The organism is Streptococcus cristatus ATCC 51100, from assembly GCF_000222765.1.
GTDB classification, from domain to species: Bacteria; Bacillota; Bacilli; order Lactobacillales; family Streptococcaceae; genus Streptococcus; species Streptococcus cristatus.
Genome location: NZ_AFUE01000009.1, coordinates 72998 through 96663, shown reverse-complemented (window position 1 = coordinate 96663; position 23666 = coordinate 72998). Strand labels below are relative to the sequence as shown.

Below are 23666 nucleotides of genomic sequence, written 5' to 3'. Positions count from 1 at the left end.
AATAATTCCTGTAAATGCGCTAGAATTAGCTCTTTCTTGATATAATCTGCTGATGTTTGCTATAATAGTCGATAAGGAGAATCTATGTTGAAACCATTTATAAAAAAGTTAAAACAGTTTGGTAAGGGGGGACCCTCACCTGCTAAGACGTCTAAGCCAAAAGGAGAGACATGGTCGGTACTTGATATTGTTTCCGTTATTTTTCGGACAGTAAAACTACTCTTAAATGTCGCTTTTGTATTTATCTTTTTTGGAATAGTATTGGGGGCTGGACTCGGATTGGGCTATGCCGCCAGCCTTTTTAGTGATGTCTCCGTGCCGAAGCAGGAGGAGCTGGTAAGTCAGGTCAATAAGATTTCTGGGATTTCGAAGCTGACCTATGCTAACGGAGAGTTGATTTCTGAAATCGATAATGATTTGTTGCGGATCCCAGTTGCCAGCGATGCGATTTCGGATAATGTCAAAAATGCTATCATTGCTACGGAAGATGAGAATTTTGAAACTCACAATGGTGTTGTGCCCAAGGCGGTTCTGCGGGCAACCTTGGGTTCTGTAGTTGGAGTTGGCTCATCCAGCGGGGGCTCGACCTTAACTCAGCAGTTGATTAAGCAGCAGGTCGTGGGAGATGCTCCGACTTTCAAGCGGAAGGCAGTAGAGATTGTTGATGCCTTGGCTTTGGAACGCTATATGTCTAAGGATGACATTCTGACTACTTATTTGAATGTGGCACCTTTTGGCCGGAATAATAAGGGGCAAAATATTGCTGGAGTGGAAGAAGCAGCTCAAGGGATTTTTGGTGTATCAGCCAAGGATTTGAGTATCCCGCAGGCTGCGTTTATTGCTGGATTGCCTCAGAGTCCGATTGTCTATTCGCCTTATGCCTCTGATGGTAGTATGAAGAGTCCAGATGATATGGCTTTAGGTCTAGAGCGGGCTCGGAATGTTTTATATAATATGTACCGTACAGGTCGACTGAGTGAAGCAGACTATCAGCAGTACAAGGACTATGATCTGACGCAGGATTTCAAGCCGACTGAGAGCCTTCAAAAAAGCTCGCATAGTTACCTCTACCATACAGCTTTTTCAGAAGCGCAGACGGCCATGTACCAGTATTTGATTCAGCGGGACAATGTATCCCAGCAAGAATTAAAAAATAATGCAACGGTTGAAGCCTATCAAGAGTTAGCTCAAAAAGAGCTGAGCGAGGGCGGCTATACGGTCACGACCACTATCAATCATTCGATTCATCAGGCGATGCAGAACGCAGTTGCCAACTACGGTGGACTCTTGGATGATGGGACAGGAATGGTCGAGGTTGGAAATGTCCTTCAGGACAATAAAACAGGAGCCATTATTGGTTTTGTCGGTGGTAGAGACTATAGTTCTAATCAAAACAACCATGCTTTTGATACGGAAAGATCTCCTGGTTCGACTATCAAGCCGATTTTAGCTTATGGGATTGCCATTGACCAAGGGCTAATGGGAAGTGCGAGTGTCCTTTCCAATTACCCAACGAACTTCTCTAGCGGTGAGCCAATTATGCACGTGGATAGTCGCGGGACAGGCATGATGGACCTGCAGGAAGCCCTCAATACTTCTTGGAATATTCCAGCTTATTGGACCTATCGTGCACTTCGTGAGAAGGGTGTGAATGTCCGAGGCTATATGGAAAAAATGGGCTATCATATTGACAACTATGACATTGAAAGTCTACCAATGGGTGGGGGAATCGAGGTTTCGGTTGCCCAGCACACCAACGGTTTCCAGACCTTGGCTAATAACGGTTCTTATCAAGAAAAGTATATGATTGAAAAGATCACAGCTCCTGACGGCAAGGTGGTTTATGAGCATAAGGCAAAACCAGTTCAGGTGTATTCGCCTGCTACTGCAACGATTATGCAAAGCTTGATGCGAGGTGTGCTCAACTCTGGTGCAACTACGACCTTTAAATCAAGGATTGGTCAAGTCAATGGTACCTTGGCAGGCGCAGACTGGATTGGTAAGACAGGTACAACCAACAGCAATGGTGATATGTGGCTCATGCTTTCTACTCCTCGTATGACTCTTGGAGGCTGGATTGGTCATGATGACAATACTTCTATGGCTGCCCTGACAGGCTACAATAATAATGCGGCCTATATGGCCTATCTAGCCAATGCCATTTATGAGGCGGATCCAAGTGCCTGGGGAATCGGAGAGAAGTTCAATCTTGATTCGAGCGTCATCAAGTCTGATGTTCTCAAATCTACTGGAGAAAGACCAGGAACCGTCACAATCAACGGTCGCTCTATCAATCTAAGTGGTCCGACTGTTCCTAGCTACTGGGCTAAGAATGGCGCTCCAACGACGAGCTATCGCTTTGGTATCGGCGCATCAGATGCGGATTATCAGAAAGCTTGGGGAGCTATCTTGGGTGGCTATACCTCTAATTCTGGTTCTAACTTTAGCTCTAATCCGAATTCCAATAATGGGACTAATTCTAGCAGTAACCGGCAGGGAAACTAGGACATCAAAAACGGCTTTTCAACTTTTCAGAAAGAAGAGGAAAGCCTTGCAATTTCTAGATAAATACGGTATAATAGTATCAATAATTTGTCGTGTGCTTTAATTGAAATATTGTCCGATTAAAGCTTGCAGCAGTTAAATCAAACTTTTTATAAGTCAGATTTAGCTGCTCTTTTTGTGTCTATTTTTCAGAATTCTAGGATTTGTAACGCAAATTTAAAGATTCTAAAAACTTAGCAAAAGGGACTGATTGTAGCTGTTTTGACGAGAGTCAATGGCGTAGAAGGGGTCTCCCCTTGGTAAGAGTGAAGAAGAGTACGATATGAGAGGCAAATGGTTAGTATTCCAATAATCAGAAAATCTCAATTTTCTCCGATTCCCTCCCTCTGTACTTTATAAAAAAGGAGTTAGAAACTTGGCAGGACATGACGTTCAATACGGGAAACATCGGACCCGTCGTAGTTTTTCAAGAATTAAAGAAGTTCTTGATTTACCAAACTTGATTGAAATTCAAACAGACTCGTTTAAAGATTTCTTGGACCATGGTTTGAAAGAAGTCTTCGAGGATGTGCTTCCTATTTCAAACTTTACCGACACCATGGAACTGGAATTTGTCGGCTATGAAATCCGTGAGCCTAAATATACGCTGGAAGAAGCTCGTATCCACGATGCTAGCTACTCAGCGCCAATCTTTGTGACTTTCCGCCTGATTAATAAGGAAACTGGTGAAATCAAGACGCAGGAAGTCTTCTTTGGCGACTTCCCAATCATGACTGAAATGGGAACCTTCATCATCAACGGTGGTGAGCGGATTATCGTGTCTCAGTTGGTGCGTTCGCCAGGGGTTTACTTCAACGATAAAGTTGACAAAAACGGAAAAGTTGGCTACGGTTCAACGGTTATTCCTAACCGCGGAGCTTGGTTAGAGCTAGAAACAGACTCAAAAGATATCGCCTATACTCGTATTGACCGGACGCGTAAAATTCCATTTACTACTTTGGTTCGTGCGCTTGGTTTCTCAGGTGATGATGAGATCTTAGACATCTTTGGTGACAGCGACTTGGTGCGCAATACCATTGAAAAAGATATTCACAAGAACCCAATGGACTCTCGTACGGATGAAGCTCTGAAAGAAATCTATGAGCGTCTTCGTCCAGGTGAGCCTAAGACGGCTGAAAGTTCTCGTTCTCTGCTTGTAGCTCGTTTCTTTGATCCACATCGTTATGACTTGGCAGCCGTTGGTCGTTACAAGATTAACAAGAAGCTCAACATCAAGAACCGTCTGCTCAATCAAACATTGGCAGAACATCTGGTAGATGCTGAAACAGGTGAAATTCTTGTCGAAGCTGGTACAGTCATGACTCGCAGTGTGATTGACAGCATTGCAGAGCAACTGGACAATGGTTTGAACAAGATCACTTATATTCCAAACGACTCAGCTGTCTTGACAGAGCCTGTGGAATTGCAGAAGTTCAAGGTCGTCGCACCAAGCGATCCAGATCGTGTTGTGACCATGATTGGTAACGCAAATCCTTCTGACAAGGTTCGTACTGTAACACCAGCTGACATCTTGGCTGAAATGAGCTATTTCCTCAACTTGGCAGAAGGTATCGGTCGTGTGGATGATATTGACCACTTGGGGAACCGTCGTATTCGTGCGGTTGGTGAGCTTTTGGCCAACCAAGTTCGTCTGGGACTTTCTCGGATGGAACGTAATGTTCGCGAACGGATGAGCGTTCAGGACAATGAGGTTCTCACACCGCAACAAATCATTAACATCCGTCCTGTAACTGCTGCTATTAAAGAATTCTTTGGTTCTTCACAGTTGTCACAGTTCATGGACCAACACAATCCGCTATCTGAGCTTTCTCACAAGCGTCGTCTATCTGCCTTAGGACCTGGTGGTTTGACACGTGACCGCGCTGGTTATGAAGTGCGGGACGTGCACTATACTCACTATGGTCGTATGTGTCCGATTGAAACGCCTGAAGGACCAAACATCGGTTTGATCAATAACTTGTCTTCTTACGGACACCTTAACAAATATGGCTTTATTCAAACGCCTTACCGTAAGGTAGATCGTGAAGCTGGCGTGGTAACCAACGAAATTGTTTGGCTGACAGCTGATGAGGAAGATGAATTTATCGTAGCGCAGGCCAACTCTAAACTGAATGAAAAAGGTGGCTTTGCAGAGCCTATCGTTATGGGACGCCACCAAGGTAATAACCAAGAATTCCCTTCAGACCAAGTAGACTACATGGACGTATCACCTAAGCAGGTAGTTGCCGTAGCGACAGCATGTATTCCTTTCTTGGAAAACGACGACTCCAACCGTGCCCTCATGGGTGCCAACATGCAGCGTCAGGCTGTGCCTTTGATCGATCCAAAAGCGCCTTATGTTGGTACTGGTATGGAATACCAAGCTGCCCACGATTCTGGTGCGGCGGTCATTGCCCAGTATGATGGTAAGGTTACCTATGCGGATGCGGATAAGGTAGAAGTTCGTCGTGAAGATGGTTCATTGGATGTTTACCACATCCAAAAATTCCGTCGTTCAAACTCAGGAACTGCCTACAACCAACGCACTCTTGTAAAAGTTGGCGATGTCGTTGAAAAAGGCGACTTTATCGCAGACGGACCTTCTATGGAAAATGGAGAAATGGCGCTTGGACAAAACCCAATCGTTGCCTACATGACATGGGAAGGTTACAACTTCGAGGATGCGGTTATCATGAGTGAGCGCCTGGTCAAAGACGATGTCTATACATCTGTCCACCTCGAAGAATACGAATCAGAAACACGTGATACAAAGCTTGGGCCTGAAGAAATCACTCGTGAAATTCCAAACGTTGGTGAAGATGCTCTTAAAGACCTTGACGAAATGGGGATTATCCGTATCGGTGCGGAAGTTAAAGAAGGCGATATCCTTGTAGGTAAAGTAACCCCTAAGGGTGAAAAAGATCTTTCAGCTGAAGAACGCCTCTTGCATGCTATCTTTGGTGATAAGTCTCGTGAAGTACGTGATACCTCGCTTCGTGTACCACACGGTGCCGATGGTGTCGTTCGCGATGTGAAGATCTTTACTCGTGCAAACGGTGATGAGTTGCAATCCGGTGTTAACATGCTGGTGCGTGTCTACATCGCTCAAAAACGTAAGATCAAGGTCGGAGATAAGATGGCCGGACGCCACGGAAACAAAGGGGTTGTATCCCGTATCGTTCCTGTGGAAGACATGCCATACTTGCCAGACGGAACCCCAGTTGATATCATGTTGAACCCACTTGGGGTACCATCCCGTATGAATATCGGCCAGGTTATGGAACTCCACCTTGGTATGGCAGCTCGTAACTTGGGCATCCACATTGCGACACCAGTCTTTGACGGAGCAAGCTCAGAAGATCTCTGGTCTACAGTTCGTGAAGCTGGTATGGATAGCGATGCTAAGACAATTCTTTATGATGGACGTACTGGTGAGCCATTTGATAACCGTGTTTCTGTCGGTGTCATGTACATGATCAAGCTCCACCACATGGTTGACGATAAGCTCCACGCCCGCTCAGTTGGTCCATACTCAACTGTTACCCAACAGCCACTCGGAGGTAAAGCTCAGTTTGGTGGACAACGTTTCGGGGAAATGGAAGTTTGGGCCCTAGAGGCTTACGGTGCGTCAAACGTACTTCAAGAAATCTTGACTTACAAGTCTGACGATATCAACGGACGTTTGAAAGCTTATGAAGCGATTACCAAAGGAAAACCAATTCCAAAACCAGGTGTGCCAGAATCCTTCCGAGTTCTTGTGAAAGAATTGCAATCTCTTGGTCTTGACATGCGTGTCCTTGACGAAGATGACCAAGAAGTAGAACTTCGTGACTTGGATGAGGATATGGATGAAGATGTAATCCATGTGGACGATCTGGAAAAAGCACGTCAAAAACAGGCTCAAGAAGCTAAAGCAGCTTTTGATGCTGAAGGAAATGAAGAAAAATAATTCGTCGCTGATTAGATAAATAAGAAAGGTAAGAAATAGTGGTTGATGTAAATCGATTTAAAAGTATGCAAATCACCCTAGCTTCTCCAAGTAAGGTCCGTTCATGGTCTTACGGAGAAGTGAAGAAGCCTGAGACAATCAATTACCGGACCTTGAAGCCAGAACGTGAAGGCCTCTTTGACGAGGTGATCTTCGGGCCAACCAAGGATTGGGAGTGTGCCTGCGGTAAATACAAACGGATTCGTTACAAAGGGATTATTTGTGACCGCTGTGGTGTTGAAGTAACACGGACTAAGGTTCGCCGTGAGCGTATGGGGCACATCGAGCTTAAAGCACCGGTTTCTCACATTTGGTATTTCAAGGGAATCCCAAGCCGTATGGGCTTGACTCTGGATATGAGTCCGCGCGCCCTAGAAGAAGTCATTTATTTTGCGGCTTATGTGGTGATTGATCCTAAGGAAACACCACTGGAGCACAAATCTATCATGACGGAGCGCGAGTATCGTGAGCGCCTCCGTGAATATGGTGCAGGTTCATTCGTTGCCAAGATGGGAGCAGAAGCGATCCAAGACTTGCTGAAACAAGTGGATTTGGAAACAGAAATTGCAGCTCTCAAGGAAGAATTGAAAACAGCTTCTGGTCAAAAACGAATCAAGGCCATTCGTCGTTTGGACGTTTTGGATGCTTTCTACCGCTCTGGCAATAAGCCAGAATGGATGATTCTCAATATCCTGCCAGTCATTCCACCAGATCTACGTCCAATGCTCCAATTGGACGGTGGCCGCTTTGCCTCATCTGACTTGAACGACCTCTACCGCCGTGTTATCAACCGGAACAACCGTTTGGCTCGTTTGCTTGAGTTGAATGCACCAGGTATCATCGTTCAAAATGAGAAGCGGATGTTGCAAGAAGCGGTTGACGCTTTGATTGACAATGGTCGTCGTGGTCGTCCAATCACAGGACCAGGTAGCCGTCCGCTTAAGTCTTTGAGTCACATGCTCAAAGGGAAACAAGGGCGCTTCCGTCAAAACTTGCTGGGTAAACGGGTTGACTTCTCAGGCCGTTCCGTTATCGCCGTTGGTCCAACATTGAAGATGTATCAATGTGGTGTGCCACGTGAAATGGCGATCGAGCTCTTCAAACCGTTTGTTATGCGGGAAATTGTTGCCCGTGATTATGCACAGAATGTGAAAGCTGCTAAACGTATGGTAGAGCGTGGCGATGAGCGTATCTGGGATGTCTTGGAAGATGTTATCAAAGAACATCCAGTGCTCCTTAACCGCGCACCGACCCTTCACCGTTTAGGTATCCAAGCCTTTGAGCCAGTTCTAATCGACGGTAAAGCTCTTCGCTTGCACCCACTGGTCTGTGAAGCCTACAATGCCGACTTTGACGGTGACCAAATGGCCATCCACGTTCCATTGTCTGAAGAAGCGCAGGCTGAAGCTCGTATCCTCATGTTGGCTGCTGAGCACATCTTGAATCCGAAAGACGGAAAACCAGTTGTAACACCGTCTCAGGATATGGTCTTGGGTAACTACTACCTGACTATGGAAGAAGCAGGTCGTGAAGGCGAAGGCATGGTCTTTAAAGACCGTGATGAAGCTGTGATGGCCTTGCGTAATGGCTATGTCCACTTGCATACTCGTGTAGGTATCGCGACAGATAGCCTCAACAAGCCATGGACAGAAGATCAAAAACACAAGATCCTCATGACCACAGTAGGTAAGATTCTCTTCAACGATATCATGCCAGAAGAGCTGCCTTACCTGCAAGAGCCAACGAATGCTAACTTGACAGAAGGTGTTCCAGCTAAATACTTCTTGGAGCCAGGTAAAGACATCAAGTCTGCTATTGAAGCCCTAGAGCTAAATATTCCGTTCAAGAAGAAAAATCTAGGAAATATCATCGCTGAAATCTTCAAACGCTTCCGCACGACAGAAACATCTGCCCTGCTGGACCGCTTGAAAGACTTAGGTTACCACCATTCTACGCTGGCTGGTTTGACAGTGGGTATTGCTGACATTCCAGTCGTAGAAGACAAGGCAGAGATTATCGAAGAGTCTCACAAGCGTGTAGAACAAATTACCAAGCAATTCCGTCGCGGTATGATTACTGATGACGAGCGCTACAATGCAGTGACTGCTGAATGGCGTGCTGCCCGTGAAAAATTGGAAAAACGCTTGGTTGCTAACCAAGATCCGAAGAACCCAATCGTTATGATGATGGACTCTGGAGCCCGTGGTAATATCTCGAACTTCTCGCAGCTTGCCGGTATGCGTGGTCTGATGGCGGCTCCGAACGGACGTATCATGGAATTGCCAATTCTTTCAAACTTCCGCGAAGGTTTGTCTGTATTGGAAATGTTCTTCTCTACTCACGGTGCCCGTAAAGGTATGACCGATACGGCCCTCAAGACAGCCGACTCAGGTTACTTGACTCGTCGTCTGGTTGACGTTGCTCAAGACGTGATTATCCGTGAGGACGACTGTGGTACAGACCGCGGCTTGCTTATCACTTCTATTACAGAAGGCAAGGAAATGATCGAGTCTCTGGAAGAGCGTCTCAATGGTCGTTACACTAAGAAGACGGTTAAACATCCAGAAACTGGCGCAGTTATCATCGGTCCAAATGAATTGATCACCGAAGACAAGGCGCGTGAGATTGTCAATGCTGGTGTTGAAGAAGTGACGATTCGTTCCGTCTTTACATGTAACACTCGCCACGGTGTCTGCCGTCACTGTTACGGTATCAACTTGGCGACTGGTGATGCGGTTGAAGTCGGTGAAGCAGTCGGAACCATCGCTGCCCAATCTATCGGGGAGCCAGGTACACAGTTGACCATGCGTACCTTCCACACGGGTGGGGTTGCCTCTAATACCGATATCACTCAGGGTCTTCCTCGTGTCCAAGAAATCTTTGAAGCCCGCAATCCGAAAGGGGAAGCGGTCATCACTGAAGTCAAGGGTGAAGTTACTGCCATCGAAGAAGATGCATCTACTCGTACCAAGAAAGTCTTTGTAAAAGGTGCAACTGGCGAAGGTGAATATGTGGTGCCATTTACAGCCCGTATGAAGGTGGAAGTGGGCGACCAAGTTTCTCGCGGCGCTGCCTTGACCGAAGGTTCTATCCAGCCTAAGCACTTGTTGGCTGTCCGTGATGTCTTGTCTGTTGAAACTTACTTGCTTGCTGAGGTACAAAAAGTTTACCGTAGCCAAGGGGTAGAAATCGGCGACAAACACATTGAGGTAATGGTTCGTCAAATGATTCGCAAGGTGCGCGTCATGGATCCAGGTGACACAGATCTTCTTATGGGAACTCTCATGGATATCACAGACTTTACAGATGCTAACCGTGATGTGGTTATCTCAGGCGGTGTGCCTGCGACAGCTCGTCCAGTCCTCATGGGAATCACCAAGGCTTCCCTTGAGACAAACAGCTTCTTGTCTGCAGCTTCCTTCCAGGAAACAACTCGTGTCCTGACAGATGCTGCTATCCGTGGTAAGAAAGATCATCTCCTTGGCCTTAAGGAAAATGTTATCATCGGTAAGATTATCCCAGCTGGTACTGGTATGGCTCGTTACCGTAACTTGGAACCACAAGCAATCAATGAAGTTGAAATCATTGACGAAGTTGTGGAAACAGCAGAGACTGAAGAAGTTGAAACAAGCGTAGAATCATAAAAACTTGCTTGAGTTTACATATAAAAGTCTATCAGGAAGAGAATCTTGTATTCTCTTCCTTTTTTGCTAGCTTGGACGGAGGAGGCGCGGTTAGAATACAACTGGAGGTTTCAGAGATCCATTTTGTTGCTATATCGAATCAACAGCTTAGAAAAGAGCTTCCTAGTGAGCAGATGGCACATTTTTTGATTTTATATGGCTATTAGCTGTACAGGAAGGGAAAAATTCGATATACTAAGTAAAAGGAGGAAGAAATGAAAATTTTTTTGCAAAAAGTAGAATATAGTTTACTGGCTTTGTTTTTAGCCGTACAGACTCAAGTTCCTTTTGTACTGATCCAGTTTTACAAAGGTCGAGATCAAAGTTTTTCAATGGGATACACCTTGCTTATCCTGATGATTTATTTGCTGATCATTTTTTATGCCCTGCGAATGGCTAAAAAAGAAGGCTTACTGACCCTTGATTTTAGTTTTTTAACTTAAAATCGGTAATCTGGCTAGTATTATCCTATCTGATAACTTTCGGAGTTAGTATTTTTGCTGCGATTATTATGGTTCTAGAGGGCCAACTTTCAGGAACGACAGCCAATCAAACTGCTTTGCAAAACTTGTTTCAGAGTACGCCCGTTGTTTTGCTTATTGTGGGAGCTGTTTTTTCAGCGCCAATTTTGGAAGAGATTATTTTCCGTGGTTTGATTCCCCAAAAGCTGTTTCCAAAGCATGAGTTGATTGGTCTGATAGTTGGTTCTATCCTTTTTGGTTTTTTCCACGGTCCGACCAACATCGGTAGTTTTGTCCTTTATGCTGGTATGGGGGGCGTTCTAGCTTTGGTGGTTCACCAGACTAAGCGTTTGGAAATGGGAATTTTAGCCCATATGTTACGGAATGCCATTGCTATTTTGGTGATGATTATTTCACAAAGTTAACTAGATATCATTCATGGATGAAGAGGTCAGATTGACCTCTTTTTTGACATTTCAGGGATAAAAAGTGACTTTTGAGGACATGGAGCTAGCAAAGCGAATCTTTTGTTCTATAATGAGAATTGTATCTTAGCTTTAAGGAGTAAAAAATGAGGCTCACATTTCAAAAATCTATCCAAATATTATTAGTAGCTATGCTAATGCAATCGGTCTTGCTGCTTTTGGTTCATCCGATGACCAATCGTTTCGCTTTATCGAGGCCTAACTTGCTTTTTATCTCTCTGTTTTTGCTTATTCTCTTAGGGTATGCCTCTTACTTTTCTCATGAGTGGCGGGATTTTAAGATAGAGCTACGGGCTTCCAAGCGGTTTCAGCACTTACGTTGCTTTTATTTTTTGATGATTGCAAGCAATGCAGCGAGTCTCGTTCTCCTCTGTGGGCAGTCGAGTTCTGAGCTAACGCCTTTGCAGCAGCTTATCTCAAACAGTTTTTCCGCTTCCTCCTTGCTACTACTTGGCATGGATTTATTTGGAATGTCATCACAGGCTAAGCAAAACAGGCAGATGAAATACAGAAAGAGTTGGTGTATTGTCTTGGGACTTGCTCTCTTTGCTTTCCTGAAAAATCCCGGAGAATCATCTTGCTTTCTAATTTATCTAAGTTTAGGTATGGCTTTTGTCCAGCTCTTAAAAGCCTGGGTTAGCTCTCTAGAATTGTCCTTACTGGCTCATCTTCTTCGGAATTTACTTCTGATCCTCCTTTTGCCTTTCTGTTTGTAAAAAGTGTTTTCTTAAATAGCGGAATTGTGGTAAAATGATAAATGAAACAAGAGTCTGAGAGGACTGCTTGTAGGATCAAGTGCAGTTTGTAAAACTGATGCTGCATCTGCTGTTGGCTTTGCGGTACACTAGATGGGTGTGCCTTTTTTGTTGAAAGGCAGTAGCAGCAAGGGGAAAGGAAATACGATGAATCTAAGACAACTTGCTCCAGAGGGCAAGACGGCCCTTTGTGGAATCCTCAATGTTACCCCAGATTCCTTTTCGGATGGGGGCAAATATGATACGGTGGAAAAGGCTCTGGAGCAGGCACATAAGATGATAGCTCAGGGAGCTCATTTGCTAGACATCGGTGGCGAGTCGACTCGTCCAGGCAGCCATTTTGTGGATATTGAGGCAGAGATAGGGCGTGTGGTACCAGTCATTGAGGCTCTTCGTCGGGAGACTGATATTCTCATTTCTGTAGATACTTGGAAGGCGTCAGTTGCAGAAGCAGCTTTGGCCGCTGGAGCTAATATCATCAATGACATCACAGGACTCTTAGGTGATGAGAGAATGGCAGTTGTGGCTGCCAAGACTGGAGCACCAGTTATCGCCATGTTCAACCCAGTCATGGCTCGGCCCCAACATGCTAGCTCGAAAATCTTTCCGACTTTCGGCTTTGGACCTACTTTTACCGAGTCAGAATTAGCAAATTTTGAGCAGCTGGATATTCAGGCGCTCATGTGGGCATTTTTTGAAAAAACACTGGCAAGAGCTGAGCAAGCTGGGTTGGAGCGGGAGCAAATCATGCTGGATCCAGGGATTGGTTTTGGCTTGACCAAGCGGGAAAATCTCTTGCTCTTACAGGAACTGAATAGTATTCATCGGGCTGGCTTTCCCATTTTTCTGGGGGTTTCTCGCAAGCGCTTTTTGGTCAATATCTTGGAGGAAAGTGGTTTTGAGACCAACCCAGAGACGGAAGCTGGTTTTCAAAACAGAGACCTGGCTTCAGCTCATTTGACCAGCATTGCAGCTAGTCAGGGTGTTGAGGCTGTCCGAGTGCATGATGTGGGAGCCCACCGGATGGCAGCCGAGATTGGCGATGCTATTCGACTGGCTCAGAAAATGGAAGATCTAAATTTACGGCAGTATAAGTGAGTATGATAAAAGAAGAATTGCCAGATTTAAGCTGGCTGGAAGCCTATCGGACGGATAGTCCTAATTTTGGCTTGGAGCGGATGGAGAGGATGCTGGCGCTGCGGGGAAATCCTCATTTGCAGCTGTCAGTGATTCATATAGGAGGGACCAACGGGAAGGGCTCAACCATTGCCCACCTGCGTCACCTATTGGAAATGCGAGGCCTGCGTGTAGGAATCTTTACTTCCCCCTATCTGATCAGCTACAATGAACAAATCGCCATCAATGGTCGGCCTATCTCTAATCAAGATTTAGAGCGCCTTTTAGAAACTTATCGAGCTTTTTTTGAAGAGCAAGCGAACGATGAGGTTTTGCAGGGAGTAACTGAGTTTGAAATCATGACGGCTTTGGCCTATGATTATTTGGCTCAGGAGCGGGTCGATGTGGCCATTATGGAGGTCGGCATGGGTGGCCTCTTGGATAGCACCAATGTCTGCCGATCTGATTTGACGGCTATTACGACTGTTGGCTTAGATCATGTGGCTCTGCTGGGGCATTCTCTGGCAGCAATTGCCGAGCAGAAGGCGGGGATTATCAAGCCAAATGTGCCCTTGGTGACTGGACGGATTGAGCCAGAAGCTCTAGCGGTCATTGAGGGCAAGGCTCATCAAATGCAAGCGCCTCACTATGTTTATGGGCAGTCTTATCAAGTTCAGAGCTTGGGCGGGACTGACTCAGGAGAGCATTTTAGCTTTTCCAATGCCCATCGGGAGGTGGAACATTACCAGACGCCTCTGTTGGGGCAGCATCAGGTAGATAATGCTGGTTTGGCGATTGAGCTCTGTGACCTCTATTGTCAGAGCAAGCAACTACCGCTGTTAACAAAAGAGCAAATAGCCGCCGCTTTAGTAGCTACAAACTGGCCGGGTCGGATGGAGCAGATTTCGCACCAGCCTCGTATTTTGCTTGATGGCGCCCACAATCCACATGCCATGGAGAGATTGACGAGGACCTTGAGCCAGCATTATCCAGACTTGGATAAGAAAATCCTTTTCAGCTGTATCCAGACCAAGTCTCTGGAGGAAATGGTGGGTCAGCTCAAGCAGGTGCCTAAGAGTCAGCTAATTTTGACCAATTTTGCAGATCCACGGAGCTTTTCCAAAGAAAAAATGGAGGCGCTGGCCTGTGAGCAGGGCTTGGACTATGCTGATTGGCAGGGATTTTTAGAAGCTCATTTGAAAGCTGAGCATGGGACCGATGAGCTCTTGCTGATTACGGGCTCCCTTTATTTTTTGGCTCAGGTCAGGGCCTATATCATTGACAAAGAAAAAGAATCTAGGAGTGAATATGGACACGAAGAAAATTGAAGCAGCTGTTGCCCAGATTATTGAGGCGATTGGCGAAGACGGAAGCCGCGAAGGCTTGCAGGAGACGCCCCAGCGCATTGCCAAGATGTATCAGGAAATTTTTGCTGGGCTGGGCGAGACGGCTGAGGAGCATCTATCCAAGTCTTTTGAAATTATTGACAATAATATGGTAGTGGAAAAGGATATTTTCTTTCATTCCATGTGTGAGCACCACTTCCTGCCATTTTACGGGAAGGTTCATATCGCCTATGTGCCTAATGGTCGGGTAGCAGGCCTGTCCAAGCTGGCTCGAACGGTAGAGGTCTATGCCAAGAAACCGCAGATTCAAGAGCGATTGACCGTAGAAATTGCTGAGGCTTTGATGGACTATCTGGGTGCTCAAGGGGCCTTGGTCTGGGTGGAAGCTGAGCATATGTGTATGAATATGCGAGGAGTCAGAAAGCCTGGCACTGCAACGGTTACTACAGCGGCGCGTGGCGTTTTAGCGACGGATAAGGACCTAAAAAATGAAGCTTACAAGCTGATGGGACATTGATCTTATCAGTGGTGGAGCATGTCGGGAAAGGCTAGATTGTTTTATCAAGGATAAAATGCAGAAACTTGAATCAGAAAGGATAAAAGAATGGATCAGCTGCGCATTAAGGATTTGGAAGTGTATGCTTATCACGGTCTGTTTGGAGCGGAGAAGGAGTTAGGCCAGCGTTTTGTGCTGGATCTGATTTTGGACTATGATATGACTCGGGCTGCTAAAACAGGCGACCTGACAGCTTCTATCCACTATGGAGAATTGGCTCAGGATTTGACCCACTGGTGTCAGGAGAGCAAGGAAGACTTGATTGAGACGCTGGCTTACAAGCTGATTGATCGGATTTTTCTAATTCACCCTTTGGTACAGAAGGTCAGCTTGGAGGTCAAGAAGCCTTGGGCACCGGTGCCGCTGCCTTTAGAGACCTGCTCAGTCAAGCTAGTGCGTCAAAAGCGGAAAGCCTTTATCGCTCTGGGAAGCAATCAAGGCAGCCCAGCTGCCAATCTGGATGCGGCTTTGGAAAAAATGGCAGAACAAAATATAAGAATTTTGCAGGCATCAAGTCGTATCGAGACGGAGCCTTGGGGTGGGGTTGAGCAGGATCCGTTTCTCAATCAAGTTGTTGAAGTTGAAACTTGGCTCAATCCTGAGGAGTTAATGCAGACGCTCTTGGCTATCGAAGCGGATCTAGGGCGCGTGCGGGAGATCAAATGGGGACCTCGTGTGATTGATCTGGATATCCTTTACATAGGGCAGGAGGAGATATATAGTCCAGATTTGATTGTTCCTCATCCTTATGTGGCTGAGCGAGCTTTTGTCTTGCAATCTCTGGTAGAAATCGCCCCACACTTTGTCGATCCCGTGCAGAAAAAAAGCATCCGCCAGCTCTGGGATGCAGTTGAAAAATGAGAAAAGAAGCTTGTCGCAAGGCAAGTTTTTTATTGTCTGAACTTTCTCTGAACTTGCCCCTGTATACTAAAGAAAAAACAAAAGGAGTTCAGTATGGAACATATAGTGAAAATAGAAGGAGTCTGCAAGAAGCATGGCAGCAAGCAGATTTTAGAAGATATCTCTTTTACAGCTAGAAGCGGTCGGATTACAGCTTTTCTAGGCCCAAATGGCGCAGGGAAAAGTTCGACCTTGAGGATTCTCTTGGGGTTAGATCGAGCGACATCTGGGACGGCGACTTTTGATGGGCAAACCTATCAGTCAATGACCTACCCGCTCAGAACGGTAGGTGCAGCCTTTGACGGCATTGGCGGTCTGCCAAATCGAAAGGTCTATGACCACCTGAGGATTATTGCGGCGAGTAATGCCGTTTCCAAGTCTCGGATCGATGAGGTTTTGGAGATGACTGGAATCGCTCATAAGAGAAAGGACCTCTTGTCAAGCCTGTCTCTGGGGGAAGGTCAACGCTTGGGTTTGGCAGCAGCTTTGCTGGGTGATCCTCAGTTTCTTATATTAGATGAGCCGACCAATGGACTGGATCCAAGTGGGATCAAGTGGTTTAGAAAGTTTATCCGTCAGCAGGCTGATTTAGGGAAAACGGTACTTCTATCTTCCCATATCTTGTCAGAGGTGCAAATGGTGACAGATGATGTGGTCTTGATTCATCATGGGCGAATTATTGAGCAGGGACGATTGGAAGAGGTGCTGCAAGATTCAGACAGTCTAGAAGATCTCTTCTTTGATTTGACAGAGGAGGTTTAAGATGAAAGAAACGATGTCCTTATTGCATTCAGAATGGTTGAAAATTCGCTCAACCAAGGCTTTCAGAGTGAGTATGGCCTTCATGCTACTATTGGTGCCTGCCGTATCCTGGCTGGAGGGCCGACAGTATTTGTCTATTGGCTTGGATGCCACACCTGAGACGGTTCCCGGTCTGGCAGAAGCCATTGATCCGCTGGAATATCTGGGTCTCAACGGAGCCTCTATGGCAGGCATGGTTTTGGTCATCTTAGCTGGAATTTTGGGGGCTATGGAATTTCAGTCTCATAGCTTGAGAACCAGTCTTTTATCCTGTAATAACCGCCTGAAGCTACTTGTGGGGAAACTTATGACCTTTGCTTGCTTTTCTCTTGCCAGTAGCTTTTTATCAATTTACTTTAGTTATATGGCCATGCATCTGGCTTTAGGAAAGGAAGGGCTTGATCCGATTCTGCTCAATCAGGCAGCTTGGAGTCTGATTTTGTGGAAAACCTTATCTCTGACCTTATTGGGAATCCTTTCGTTTTTGTTAGGTTTATTGGCTCGGACCATGCTAGTTCCTCTGCTTTTTCTCGTACCCCAAATCTATAATCTGGGAAACTACCTGGCAGCTCACACGAGTTGGGGAGCTTATTTGCCACAGCCAGCAGGAGAGTTGTTCACTGCAACGCCAACTTCCCAATATGTCAACAATCCCTTGCAAGGGCTGTTGATACTTGGTGCATGGTTGCTAGTCATCGGCGGCATGACCTCTCTGCGCTTTTTGAAGACGGATTTAGGAGGACGCTACTGATGATCAAAGCTCTGCTTAGAAGTGAATGGATTAAGTTCCGTTCTTACTATCTCGCTCTTGGTGCCGCCTTGGTGGCTCTGGTAGTTGTTCCTTTTTTTCTGATGAATCTTGACTACAGTCAGACAGCAGTTGGCCAGACGAAGGCTCTGAGCGAGGCTTTGCACGCCCTCTATTTGGCGCAGCCTGTCATCGTCATCTTTACTTCCCTATATTTTGCCCAGGAGTTTGTCAAATCAGGGATGCGAACGAATTTTCTAACCGTATCAAATAGAAAGGCTTGGTTGGCTGGGAAATTCCTTTTTCTGGCCTTGCTGCTCTTGGCTCTCTACAGTGTCATGATAGGCAGCTGTTTCCTTGTTATGCTGGCTCGTTTTGACCTAGACTTTAGCTGGTCCTTACTGGGGAAATTCCTTTATTACAGCTCTTTTGGTCTTCTCAGCAATCTTTTTCTGGCTTTTTTAACAGCTGGACTCGCTTTGCTATTTCAATCTTGGGTTGTGCCGGTGTCGGTGCTCTTTCCTCTCTTGATTGGTCTCAGTCGTTTATTGGCAACTTTTATCAAGGAAGCAAAATACCTGCCCGATCTGGCTACGCTCAATCTTTTTGAGTATGAAGGGCTTCAGCATTCAATAGATTTATCAGGTCTGGGGGTACAGCTGTTCTGGCTAGCTTTGGTTTGGAGCTCTGCTATATTCTTAACCTTGAAACGAGATGTTCGCTAGAGGTATGCTATAATGGAAATCATGAGACAGTATCGTATTTTGGTGGTTGATGACGACCAGAGCATTTTGAAGTTGGTGAAAAACGTCTTAGAGCTCGACGCTTATGATGTGACGACGCTTGATCGGATAGAAGACCTAGAGCTGACGCATTTTGTCGGATATGACTTGATTCTGCTGGATGTGATGATGGAGCCTGTTAATGGTTTTGAGCTGTGTTCCTACATTCGTCCTCATTTTTCGTGTCCAATCATCTTTCTGACGGCCAAGGAGTTGGAGGAGGACAAAGTAGAAGGGCTCTTTCGCGGAGCAGATGACTATATTGTCAAGCCTTTTGGAACCAAAGAATTGCTGGCGCGTGTCAGGGCTCATCTTCGGCGGGAGGAAAGACGTGAGGAGCGATATTCTGAAATTGCTTCTTGTCAATTTTATCCAGAGCGCTATGAAGTTGCCTGTTTTGGTAAAGTCTTGAAATTTTCAGAGCGAGAGTTTAAGTTGCTGCATTTGCTAGCTAGCAATCCCAAGCAGACCTTTTCAGCTGAACGCCTGCATACCTTGCTTTATCCAGAAAGCTCAGAAACACAGCTTCGCTCCATCTCAGAATATGTGTATCAGATTCGTCAAAAATGCAAACAAGAAGGGCTGCAAGCAATCGCAACAGTGAGAGGAGTAGGCTATAGATGGCAATTAGAACCCGAAATTTCAAAAGCCTAGTCTGGACAACCAGCTTGAAAATCGTCTTTTTCCATGTTTTGATTTTTGTGCTTATCGGCTATGAATTTACACAAGGCAGCGATTATGCCCTTTTCACCTTGTTCTTCTGGGCAGGGAGCTTGCTGCTGATTACTTTTTATCATATTTTGAAATTGCTCCGAAAAATCGACAGGGAAATAAAAATGCTAAAGAGCGAGAAGCTTTTAGAAGAAAATCAAAGTCAACTTTTTCGGATTGAGGAAATGCTAGAAGTCTACAGCGATTTACGGAGCAGCCACCAAGAAAATACTCGTCTTCTAGAAAGAGAGCAGCAGCATAATCAGGAGTTGATTTTACAGCTATCAGCGACATCGCACGATTTGAAGACGCCCCTAACTGTGATTAAGGGGAATGCCGAGCTCTTGGAGTTGGCGCAGTTGAGCCAGTCACAGGCAGACTATGCTGCTGAGATTTTGCAGGCTAGTCACAAGATGGAAGAGTATTGTGGCTCTTTGATTGATTATGCTAAGACTTTTCAGATTGATTCTAATCAGTTCAGCCAGCTTTCCTTGGAGGATTTTTTGGCTGATCTACAGGACGACTGGGCACTGTTCAGCAAACAGGAAAGCTATCGTTTTTATCTCCAAGAAGATTGTGATCTTAGCTTGAGATTGTCCATTCATTTGGACTATCTCAAGCGAGCTTTGCTCAATATTTTACTGAATGCGCTTGAACATGCTGACCAGAACCAAAAGGAAGTCAAGCTAACGGTATCAGTGCAGCAGGACCAGTTGGTCTTTGCCATCTGGAACAACGGCCCTTCATTTTCAGAGGAGATGCTGCTAGGAGCAGATCAACTCTTTTACCAGAGTGACCAAAGCCGCAATTCAGCTAATCCCCATCATGGTATCGGCTTAGCCTTTTCTAAGCAGGTAGCTCTCTTGCATGGTGGTCGTCTGACTCTACTCAATCCAGACCAAGGAGGAGCCTGTGTCGAGTTGACTGTGGCTTTAAAAAGCAAATAACAAAGGAAATCAATCAAGATGATAAAAGAGAGTGGGACAGAAATCGGTAATTCGTTAGAATTCGATTTCGTCGTCCCACCTCCGCACAGTTGAGTAGGGCTGTAAAAGCTGATGAAATCAGCGTAGTAGAGCCCACTCAACCACTGCGTCTTGCTCGACAATCCAAAGACAATTGAGAGGCTAGGACTTTTCTCCCAGCCTCTTTTTTGCCGCTTTCTTCTTGACAAAATATGTAAAGGAGACTATACTATGCTTGAAAAGTAAAGCTTGTTTTACATCATAAAAAGGAGGAAGCCTTGGAAAATCGAATTCAAGAATTACGAAAAGAAAAAGATCAGCCAGGAGGAGCTGGCTGAAAAGCTAGAGGTCACGAGACAAACGATTATTTCTTTGGAAAAGGGCCGCTACAATGCCTCGCTGCTTTTGGCTCATAAAATTGCATCCTTTTTCAATTTAAGGATTGAAGAAGTTTTTCTCTTTGAGGAGGATGAATCATGAAATGGACTTATTTGAGTAAATGGATATTGGCTATTTTGGTGGTGGTTGGCTTATCTTATCTGCATTTGCAAGCCAATTTTATCCCTAAGGAAATCCTGCCTTTTGTGGGATTTATCTTGATTGTGGTGATCTTGAAAACTTTTCAAGCGTATGAAAAATAGGAGGCTGACATGGAAATAGTAACTAAACAAGAATTTCGGAAAAAACTTCAAAGGAAGGTTATCATAGGCCGCATCCTAATCCTAGTCCTCTGGCTGGGGCTGGGATGGAGCTACATTCATTCTCTGGATGATTTAGAGGAAGGCATTATGGTTGGTCTGCTTCTGGGGCTTTCCTTGATGGTTCTGCGTTATAATCTTGCCTTGAAACGGGAGGAAGCTTTTAATAGGCTCTACATTCAGGTGACGGATGAACGCAATCGGATGATTGACGAAAAGACTCGCACTCTGCTGTTTGACATCCTTTTGCTGCTGGCAGCAGGACTAAGCCTTCTGTCTATGATTTTTCCTATCATTTTAAATCTCAATCAGTTTCTGACCTTGACCATTATCCTAGTTTTGGTCCTTTACTATCTCTTGCGTTTTCTCCTGTCCAAGCGCTATTAACAAAAAAAGCTGGCAGAGCCAGCTTTCTCAACAAGCTTTTAACAGAGCTTGTTTTTATTTTCTATAAAGTCGATCATACTGATGAACAGGATCCATAGTTACATGGATGCCGAGTTTGCGTAGGACATTTTTGTCTTCATCTGTCAGCATTACGGTTGAATGAGCTTCGCTGCCCTTGAGATTTCCAAGCTCTTGCATGGCTTGGGCAGCGTCTTGATTTTCCATGGCTGTGATTGCCAGAGCCATCAAGATTTCGTTTGAGTGGAGGCGCGGATTACGGCTGCCCAAATGATTGATTTTCAGACCTTGGATTGGCTTAACGTACTCAGGCTCGATCAGCTTGGTCTCTTTGGCAATATTGGCTAATTTCTTAATGGCATTAATCAATACAGCTGCCGTAGGGCCAAAGAGTTCAGAGGTCTTACCGGTTACGATTTCTCCATTTGGCAATTCTAAGGCCAGAGCTGGCTCACCAGTGCTTTCAGCCTTGGCACGCGCAGCAACGGTTACTTTACGATCCAGCGGTGTGATGCCCAAGTCGTTCATCAAGAGTTCGATTTTCTTGATAGCAGATTCTGAAACGCGCTCTGCCTTGAAGTCTAGAATCGTCTGGTAGTAGCGACGGATGATTTCCTGTTGAGAAGCCTCGATAGCCGCATCATTATCTACAATGGCAAAGCCGACCATGTTGACGCCCATGTCTGTTGGAGAAGCATAAGGTGATTTTCCAAGGATGCGCTCCAGCATACGCTTGAGGACTGGGAAAATTTCGATATCACGGTTGTAGTTGACAGTGGTTTCGCCGTAGGTTTGCAGGTGGAAAGGGTCAATCATGTTGACATCGTCGAGGTCTGCCGTCGCTGCCTCGTAAGCCAAATTGACCGGATGGTGCAGGGGCAGATTCCAAACGGGGAAGGTTTCAAACTTGGCGTAGCCTGATTTGATGCCATTGATTTGGTCGTGGTACATATTGGATAAGCAAGTAGCTAATTTACCAGAACCAGGACCAGGCGCAGTCACTACGACCAGATTTCGACTGGTCTTAATATAGTCGTTCTTGCCCATTCCCTCAGGTGAGATGATATGGTCCATATCAGTAGGATAGCCCTTGATTGGATAGTGGATGTAGGAGTCGATTCCGTTCTTTTCTAGCTGAGCGCGGAAGAGATCAGCTGCTGGCTGGCCAGAATACTGGGTAATGACCACTGAGCCTACATAAATATCCAGCTCATTAAAGGTATCGATTAGGCGCAGAACTTCTTGGTCATAGGAAATACCCAAGTCCCCACGTGCTTTAGAGTGTTCGATGTTATTGGCATTGATAGCAATGACAATCTCTACTTGGTCCTTGAGCTCTTTGAGCAGTCTAATTTTATTGTCCGGTTCATAACCTGGCAGGACACGGGCAGCATGGAAGTCTTCCAGCATTTTACCGCCGAATTCCATATACAATTTGCCCTCAAATTGATTAATGCGCTCCAAGATATGGTCGCGCTGCAGGTTTAAGTATTTTTCTGAATCAAAAGCAATTTTTTTCATGTATAGTTTCACCTCTGCTAAGCATTATAACAAAATTTTCTTCAAATTGGAAAATTAAAAGAGATTATATTAGATAAAATAGATAGCAGCCCGAATGAAGAACGGACTGCTTCTCGAAATTAGTAGTTGGTAATCGTGTCCACGGTTGAGCGATCCAGCTTTTTGACCAGCGCTTGCAGGAAGGCTTGGGCCTGCAGGAAATCGTCCATGGCATAGAGAGTTTGGTGGGAATGAATGTAGCGGGCGCAGACACCAATGGTGGTAGATGGTACGCCACCGCTTTGGAGATGGGCAGCACCAGCATCCGTTCCGCCCTTGCCGCAGTAATATTGATACTTGATGCCGGCTTCCTCAGCAGTTGTCAAGAGGAAGTCCTTCATAGCTGGCAGCATGAGATGACCCGGGTCAAAGAAGCGAATCAACGTTCCATCACCGATGGCTCCTTGACCGCCGTAGATGTCACCTGCTGGGGAGCAGTCAACAGCCAGGAAGACCTCAGGAGCGAATTTTGTCGTTGAAGCATGGGCACCACGCAGGCCAACCTCTTCTTGAACATTGGCACCGACATAGAGTTGGCTGCCTAGTTTTTGACCAGACAAGGCTTGAGCCAATTCGCCGACCATAAGGACGCCGTAGCGGTTGTCCCAGGCTTTAGAGATGACATTTTTACCGTTAGCTGTGAGAATGGCAGAACTGTCTGGAACGATGGTATCTCCCGGACGGATGCCGTAGCTTTCAGCTTCTGCCTTGTCCGCAAAGCCGCCGTCAAAGACAATGTCCGCAATCTGTGGCATAACTGGTCCGCCAGAGCCACGTGTCAGATGAGGAGGGACAGAGCCTGAGATGACAGGGATTTCTCGTCCTTCGCGGGTAAAGAGTTTGAAGCGTTGACTGCTCACGACCAATGGATTCCAGCCACCGATTTCTACTACACGGAAAGTCCCGTCGGGCTTGATCTCGCTGACCATGAAGCCAACCTCGTCCATGTGAGCCGCAACCAGAACGCGGGGAGCATTTTCAGCTTGGGAATGCCGAACCCCGAAGATGCCGCCTAGGCCGTCGGTAACGACCTCATCAACGTGAGGAGTGATTTTTTCGCGCAGATAGCTGCGGACAGGTGCCTCGTGACCGGAGATTGCTGAGAGCTCAGTCACTTCCTTGATTTTTGAAAATAAATCGGACATAAGTTTACCTTCTTTCT

The 23666-nt window shown here is 45.8% G+C and carries 19 protein-coding genes and 1 pseudogene; 18 read left to right on the top strand and 2 right to left on the bottom strand.

Going from position 1 to position 23666, the window contains the following annotated elements:
- The first annotated feature begins 84 nt into the window (after positions 1–84).
- From pbp1b to HMPREF9960_RS08700, 18 genes and pseudogenes are all read left to right on the top strand, one after another.
- Entirely contained in the window at positions 85–2505 is a 2421-nt protein-coding gene (gene pbp1b / locus HMPREF9960_RS08775) for a penicillin-binding protein PBP1B (RefSeq protein ID WP_005591273.1), read from the top strand.
- A gap of 415 nt (positions 2506–2920) precedes the next feature.
- Positions 2921–6493 (top strand): DNA-directed RNA polymerase subunit beta, encoded by a 3573-nt coding sequence (gene rpoB, locus HMPREF9960_RS08770; protein ID WP_005591272.1) that lies wholly within the window; start codon positions 2921–2923, stop codon positions 6491–6493.
- A 38-nt stretch (positions 6494–6531) separates the two neighbouring features.
- The gene (rpoC, locus tag HMPREF9960_RS08765; RefSeq protein WP_015604273.1) at positions 6532–10176 is read left to right on the top strand and encodes a DNA-directed RNA polymerase subunit beta'; all 3645 of its coding nucleotides are present in this window, start codon (positions 6532–6534) and stop codon (positions 10174–10176) included.
- A 254-nt stretch (positions 10177–10430) separates the two neighbouring features.
- Positions 10431–10658, top strand: coding sequence for a hypothetical protein (locus tag HMPREF9960_RS10880; RefSeq protein ID WP_005592454.1), 228 nt, complete (start codon positions 10431–10433; stop codon positions 10656–10658).
- 68 nt (positions 10659–10726) lie between these two features.
- Positions 10727–11101 carry a CPBP family intramembrane glutamic endopeptidase gene (locus HMPREF9960_RS10875; RefSeq protein ID WP_005592459.1) on the top strand — a complete coding sequence of 125 codons (375 nt, stop codon included), beginning with the start codon at positions 10727–10729 and terminating at the stop codon, positions 11099–11101.
- Positions 11102–11247: 146 nt separating this feature from the next.
- The gene (locus HMPREF9960_RS08755) at positions 11248–11877 is read left to right on the top strand and encodes a hypothetical protein (protein ID WP_005591268.1); all 630 of its coding nucleotides are present in this window, start codon (positions 11248–11250) and stop codon (positions 11875–11877) included.
- Positions 11878–12063: 186 nt separating this feature from the next.
- A complete protein-coding gene (folP, locus tag HMPREF9960_RS08750) occupies positions 12064–13014 on the top strand; it encodes a dihydropteroate synthase (RefSeq protein ID WP_037586379.1) in 951 nt (316 codons plus the stop codon).
- Positions 13015–13016: 2 nt separating this feature from the next.
- Entirely contained in the window at positions 13017–14360 is a 1344-nt protein-coding gene (locus tag HMPREF9960_RS08745; RefSeq protein WP_005591266.1) for a bifunctional folylpolyglutamate synthase/dihydrofolate synthase, read from the top strand.
- Complete coding sequence (folE, locus tag HMPREF9960_RS08740; RefSeq protein ID WP_005591265.1) at positions 14341–14895, top strand: GTP cyclohydrolase I FolE; 555 nt, start codon at positions 14341–14343, stop codon at positions 14893–14895. Before HMPREF9960_RS08745 ends, folE begins: the two co-directional genes overlap by 20 nt.
- Before the next feature lie 87 nt (positions 14896–14982).
- Positions 14983–15795, top strand: coding sequence for a 2-amino-4-hydroxy-6-hydroxymethyldihydropteridine diphosphokinase (gene folK, locus HMPREF9960_RS08735; RefSeq protein ID WP_005591264.1), 813 nt, complete (start codon positions 14983–14985; stop codon positions 15793–15795).
- 93 nt (positions 15796–15888) lie between these two features.
- Entirely contained in the window at positions 15889–16596 is a 708-nt protein-coding gene (locus tag HMPREF9960_RS08730; protein WP_005591263.1) for an ABC transporter ATP-binding protein, read from the top strand.
- Between the two features lies 1 nt (position 16597).
- Positions 16598–17386 carry a lantibiotic ABC transporter permease gene (locus tag HMPREF9960_RS08725; RefSeq protein WP_005591262.1) on the top strand — a complete coding sequence of 263 codons (789 nt, stop codon included), beginning with the start codon at positions 16598–16600 and terminating at the stop codon, positions 17384–17386.
- A complete protein-coding gene (locus HMPREF9960_RS08720; protein ID WP_005591261.1) occupies positions 17386–18108 on the top strand; it encodes a hypothetical protein in 723 nt (240 codons plus the stop codon). The genes HMPREF9960_RS08725 and HMPREF9960_RS08720 overlap by 1 nt, the downstream gene beginning before the upstream one ends.
- A 12-nt stretch (positions 18109–18120) precedes the next feature.
- Positions 18121–18819, top strand: a complete 699-nt coding sequence (locus tag HMPREF9960_RS08715; RefSeq protein WP_005591260.1) for a response regulator transcription factor — start codon at positions 18121–18123, stop codon at positions 18817–18819.
- Positions 18786–19823 carry a sensor histidine kinase gene (locus HMPREF9960_RS08710; protein WP_005591259.1) on the top strand — a complete coding sequence of 346 codons (1038 nt, stop codon included), beginning with the start codon at positions 18786–18788 and terminating at the stop codon, positions 19821–19823. Before HMPREF9960_RS08715 ends, HMPREF9960_RS08710 begins: the two co-directional genes overlap by 34 nt.
- A gap of 296 nt (positions 19824–20119) precedes the next feature.
- Positions 20120–20321: pseudogene (locus HMPREF9960_RS08705) on the top strand (helix-turn-helix transcriptional regulator).
- A complete protein-coding gene (locus HMPREF9960_RS10615; RefSeq protein WP_005591257.1) occupies positions 20318–20482 on the top strand; it encodes a hypothetical protein in 165 nt (54 codons plus the stop codon). The pseudogene HMPREF9960_RS08705 and the gene HMPREF9960_RS10615 overlap by 4 nt, the downstream one beginning before the upstream one ends.
- A 9-nt stretch (positions 20483–20491) precedes the next feature.
- Positions 20492–20926, top strand: coding sequence for a DUF2178 domain-containing protein (locus HMPREF9960_RS08700; RefSeq protein ID WP_005591256.1), 435 nt, complete (start codon positions 20492–20494; stop codon positions 20924–20926).
- A 54-nt stretch (positions 20927–20980) separates the two neighbouring features.
- Here HMPREF9960_RS08700 and HMPREF9960_RS08695 read toward each other — a convergent pair whose 3' ends face one another.
- Together HMPREF9960_RS08695 and pepA are read right to left on the bottom strand one after the other, a co-directional pair.
- The gene (locus HMPREF9960_RS08695; RefSeq protein ID WP_005591255.1) at positions 20981–22465 is read right to left on the bottom strand and encodes a DUF1846 domain-containing protein; all 1485 of its coding nucleotides are present in this window, start codon (positions 22463–22465) and stop codon (positions 20981–20983) included.
- A gap of 119 nt (positions 22466–22584) precedes the next feature.
- Positions 22585–23649, bottom strand: coding sequence for a glutamyl aminopeptidase (gene pepA, locus HMPREF9960_RS08690; RefSeq protein ID WP_005591254.1), 1065 nt, complete (start codon positions 23647–23649; stop codon positions 22585–22587).
- Positions 23650–23666 lie beyond the last annotated feature (17 nt).

Excerpts from the sequence above, each read along its gene's own strand:
- HMPREF9960_RS10880 (WP_005592454.1), top strand. The coding sequence starts at position 10,431 with ATGAAAATTTTTTTGCAAAAAGTAGAATATAGTTTACTGGCTTTGTTT.
- HMPREF9960_RS08720 (WP_005591261.1), top strand. The coding sequence starts at position 17,386 with ATGATCAAAGCTCTGCTTAGAAGTGAATGGATTAAGTTCCGTTCTTAC.
- pbp1b (WP_005591273.1), top strand. The coding sequence starts at position 85 with ATGTTGAAACCATTTATAAAAAAGTTAAAACAGTTTGGTAAGGGGGGA.
- HMPREF9960_RS08700 (WP_005591256.1), top strand. The coding sequence starts at position 20,492 with ATGGAAATAGTAACTAAACAAGAATTTCGGAAAAAACTTCAAAGGAAG.
- HMPREF9960_RS08695 (WP_005591255.1), bottom strand. The coding sequence starts at position 22,465 with ATGAAAAAAATTGCTTTTGATTCAGAAAAATACTTAAACCTGCAGCGC.
- HMPREF9960_RS08745 (WP_005591266.1), top strand. The coding sequence starts at position 13,017 with ATGATAAAAGAAGAATTGCCAGATTTAAGCTGGCTGGAAGCCTATCGG.
- HMPREF9960_RS08710 (WP_005591259.1), top strand. The coding sequence starts at position 18,786 with ATGGCAATTAGAACCCGAAATTTCAAAAGCCTAGTCTGGACAACCAGC.
- HMPREF9960_RS08730 (WP_005591263.1), top strand. The coding sequence starts at position 15,889 with ATGGAACATATAGTGAAAATAGAAGGAGTCTGCAAGAAGCATGGCAGC.
- folK (WP_005591264.1), top strand. The coding sequence starts at position 14,983 with ATGGATCAGCTGCGCATTAAGGATTTGGAAGTGTATGCTTATCACGGT.
- HMPREF9960_RS10615 (WP_005591257.1), top strand. The coding sequence starts at position 20,318 with ATGAAATGGACTTATTTGAGTAAATGGATATTGGCTATTTTGGTGGTG.
- folE (WP_005591265.1), top strand. The coding sequence starts at position 14,341 with ATGGACACGAAGAAAATTGAAGCAGCTGTTGCCCAGATTATTGAGGCG.
- HMPREF9960_RS08725 (WP_005591262.1), top strand. The coding sequence starts at position 16,598 with ATGAAAGAAACGATGTCCTTATTGCATTCAGAATGGTTGAAAATTCGC.
- HMPREF9960_RS08715 (WP_005591260.1), top strand. The coding sequence starts at position 18,121 with ATGGAAATCATGAGACAGTATCGTATTTTGGTGGTTGATGACGACCAG.
- folP (WP_037586379.1), top strand. The coding sequence starts at position 12,064 with ATGAATCTAAGACAACTTGCTCCAGAGGGCAAGACGGCCCTTTGTGGA.
- HMPREF9960_RS10875 (WP_005592459.1), top strand. The coding sequence starts at position 10,727 with ATGGTTCTAGAGGGCCAACTTTCAGGAACGACAGCCAATCAAACTGCT.
- pepA (WP_005591254.1), bottom strand. The coding sequence starts at position 23,649 with ATGTCCGATTTATTTTCAAAAATCAAGGAAGTGACTGAGCTCTCAGCA.
- HMPREF9960_RS08755 (WP_005591268.1), top strand. The coding sequence starts at position 11,248 with ATGAGGCTCACATTTCAAAAATCTATCCAAATATTATTAGTAGCTATG.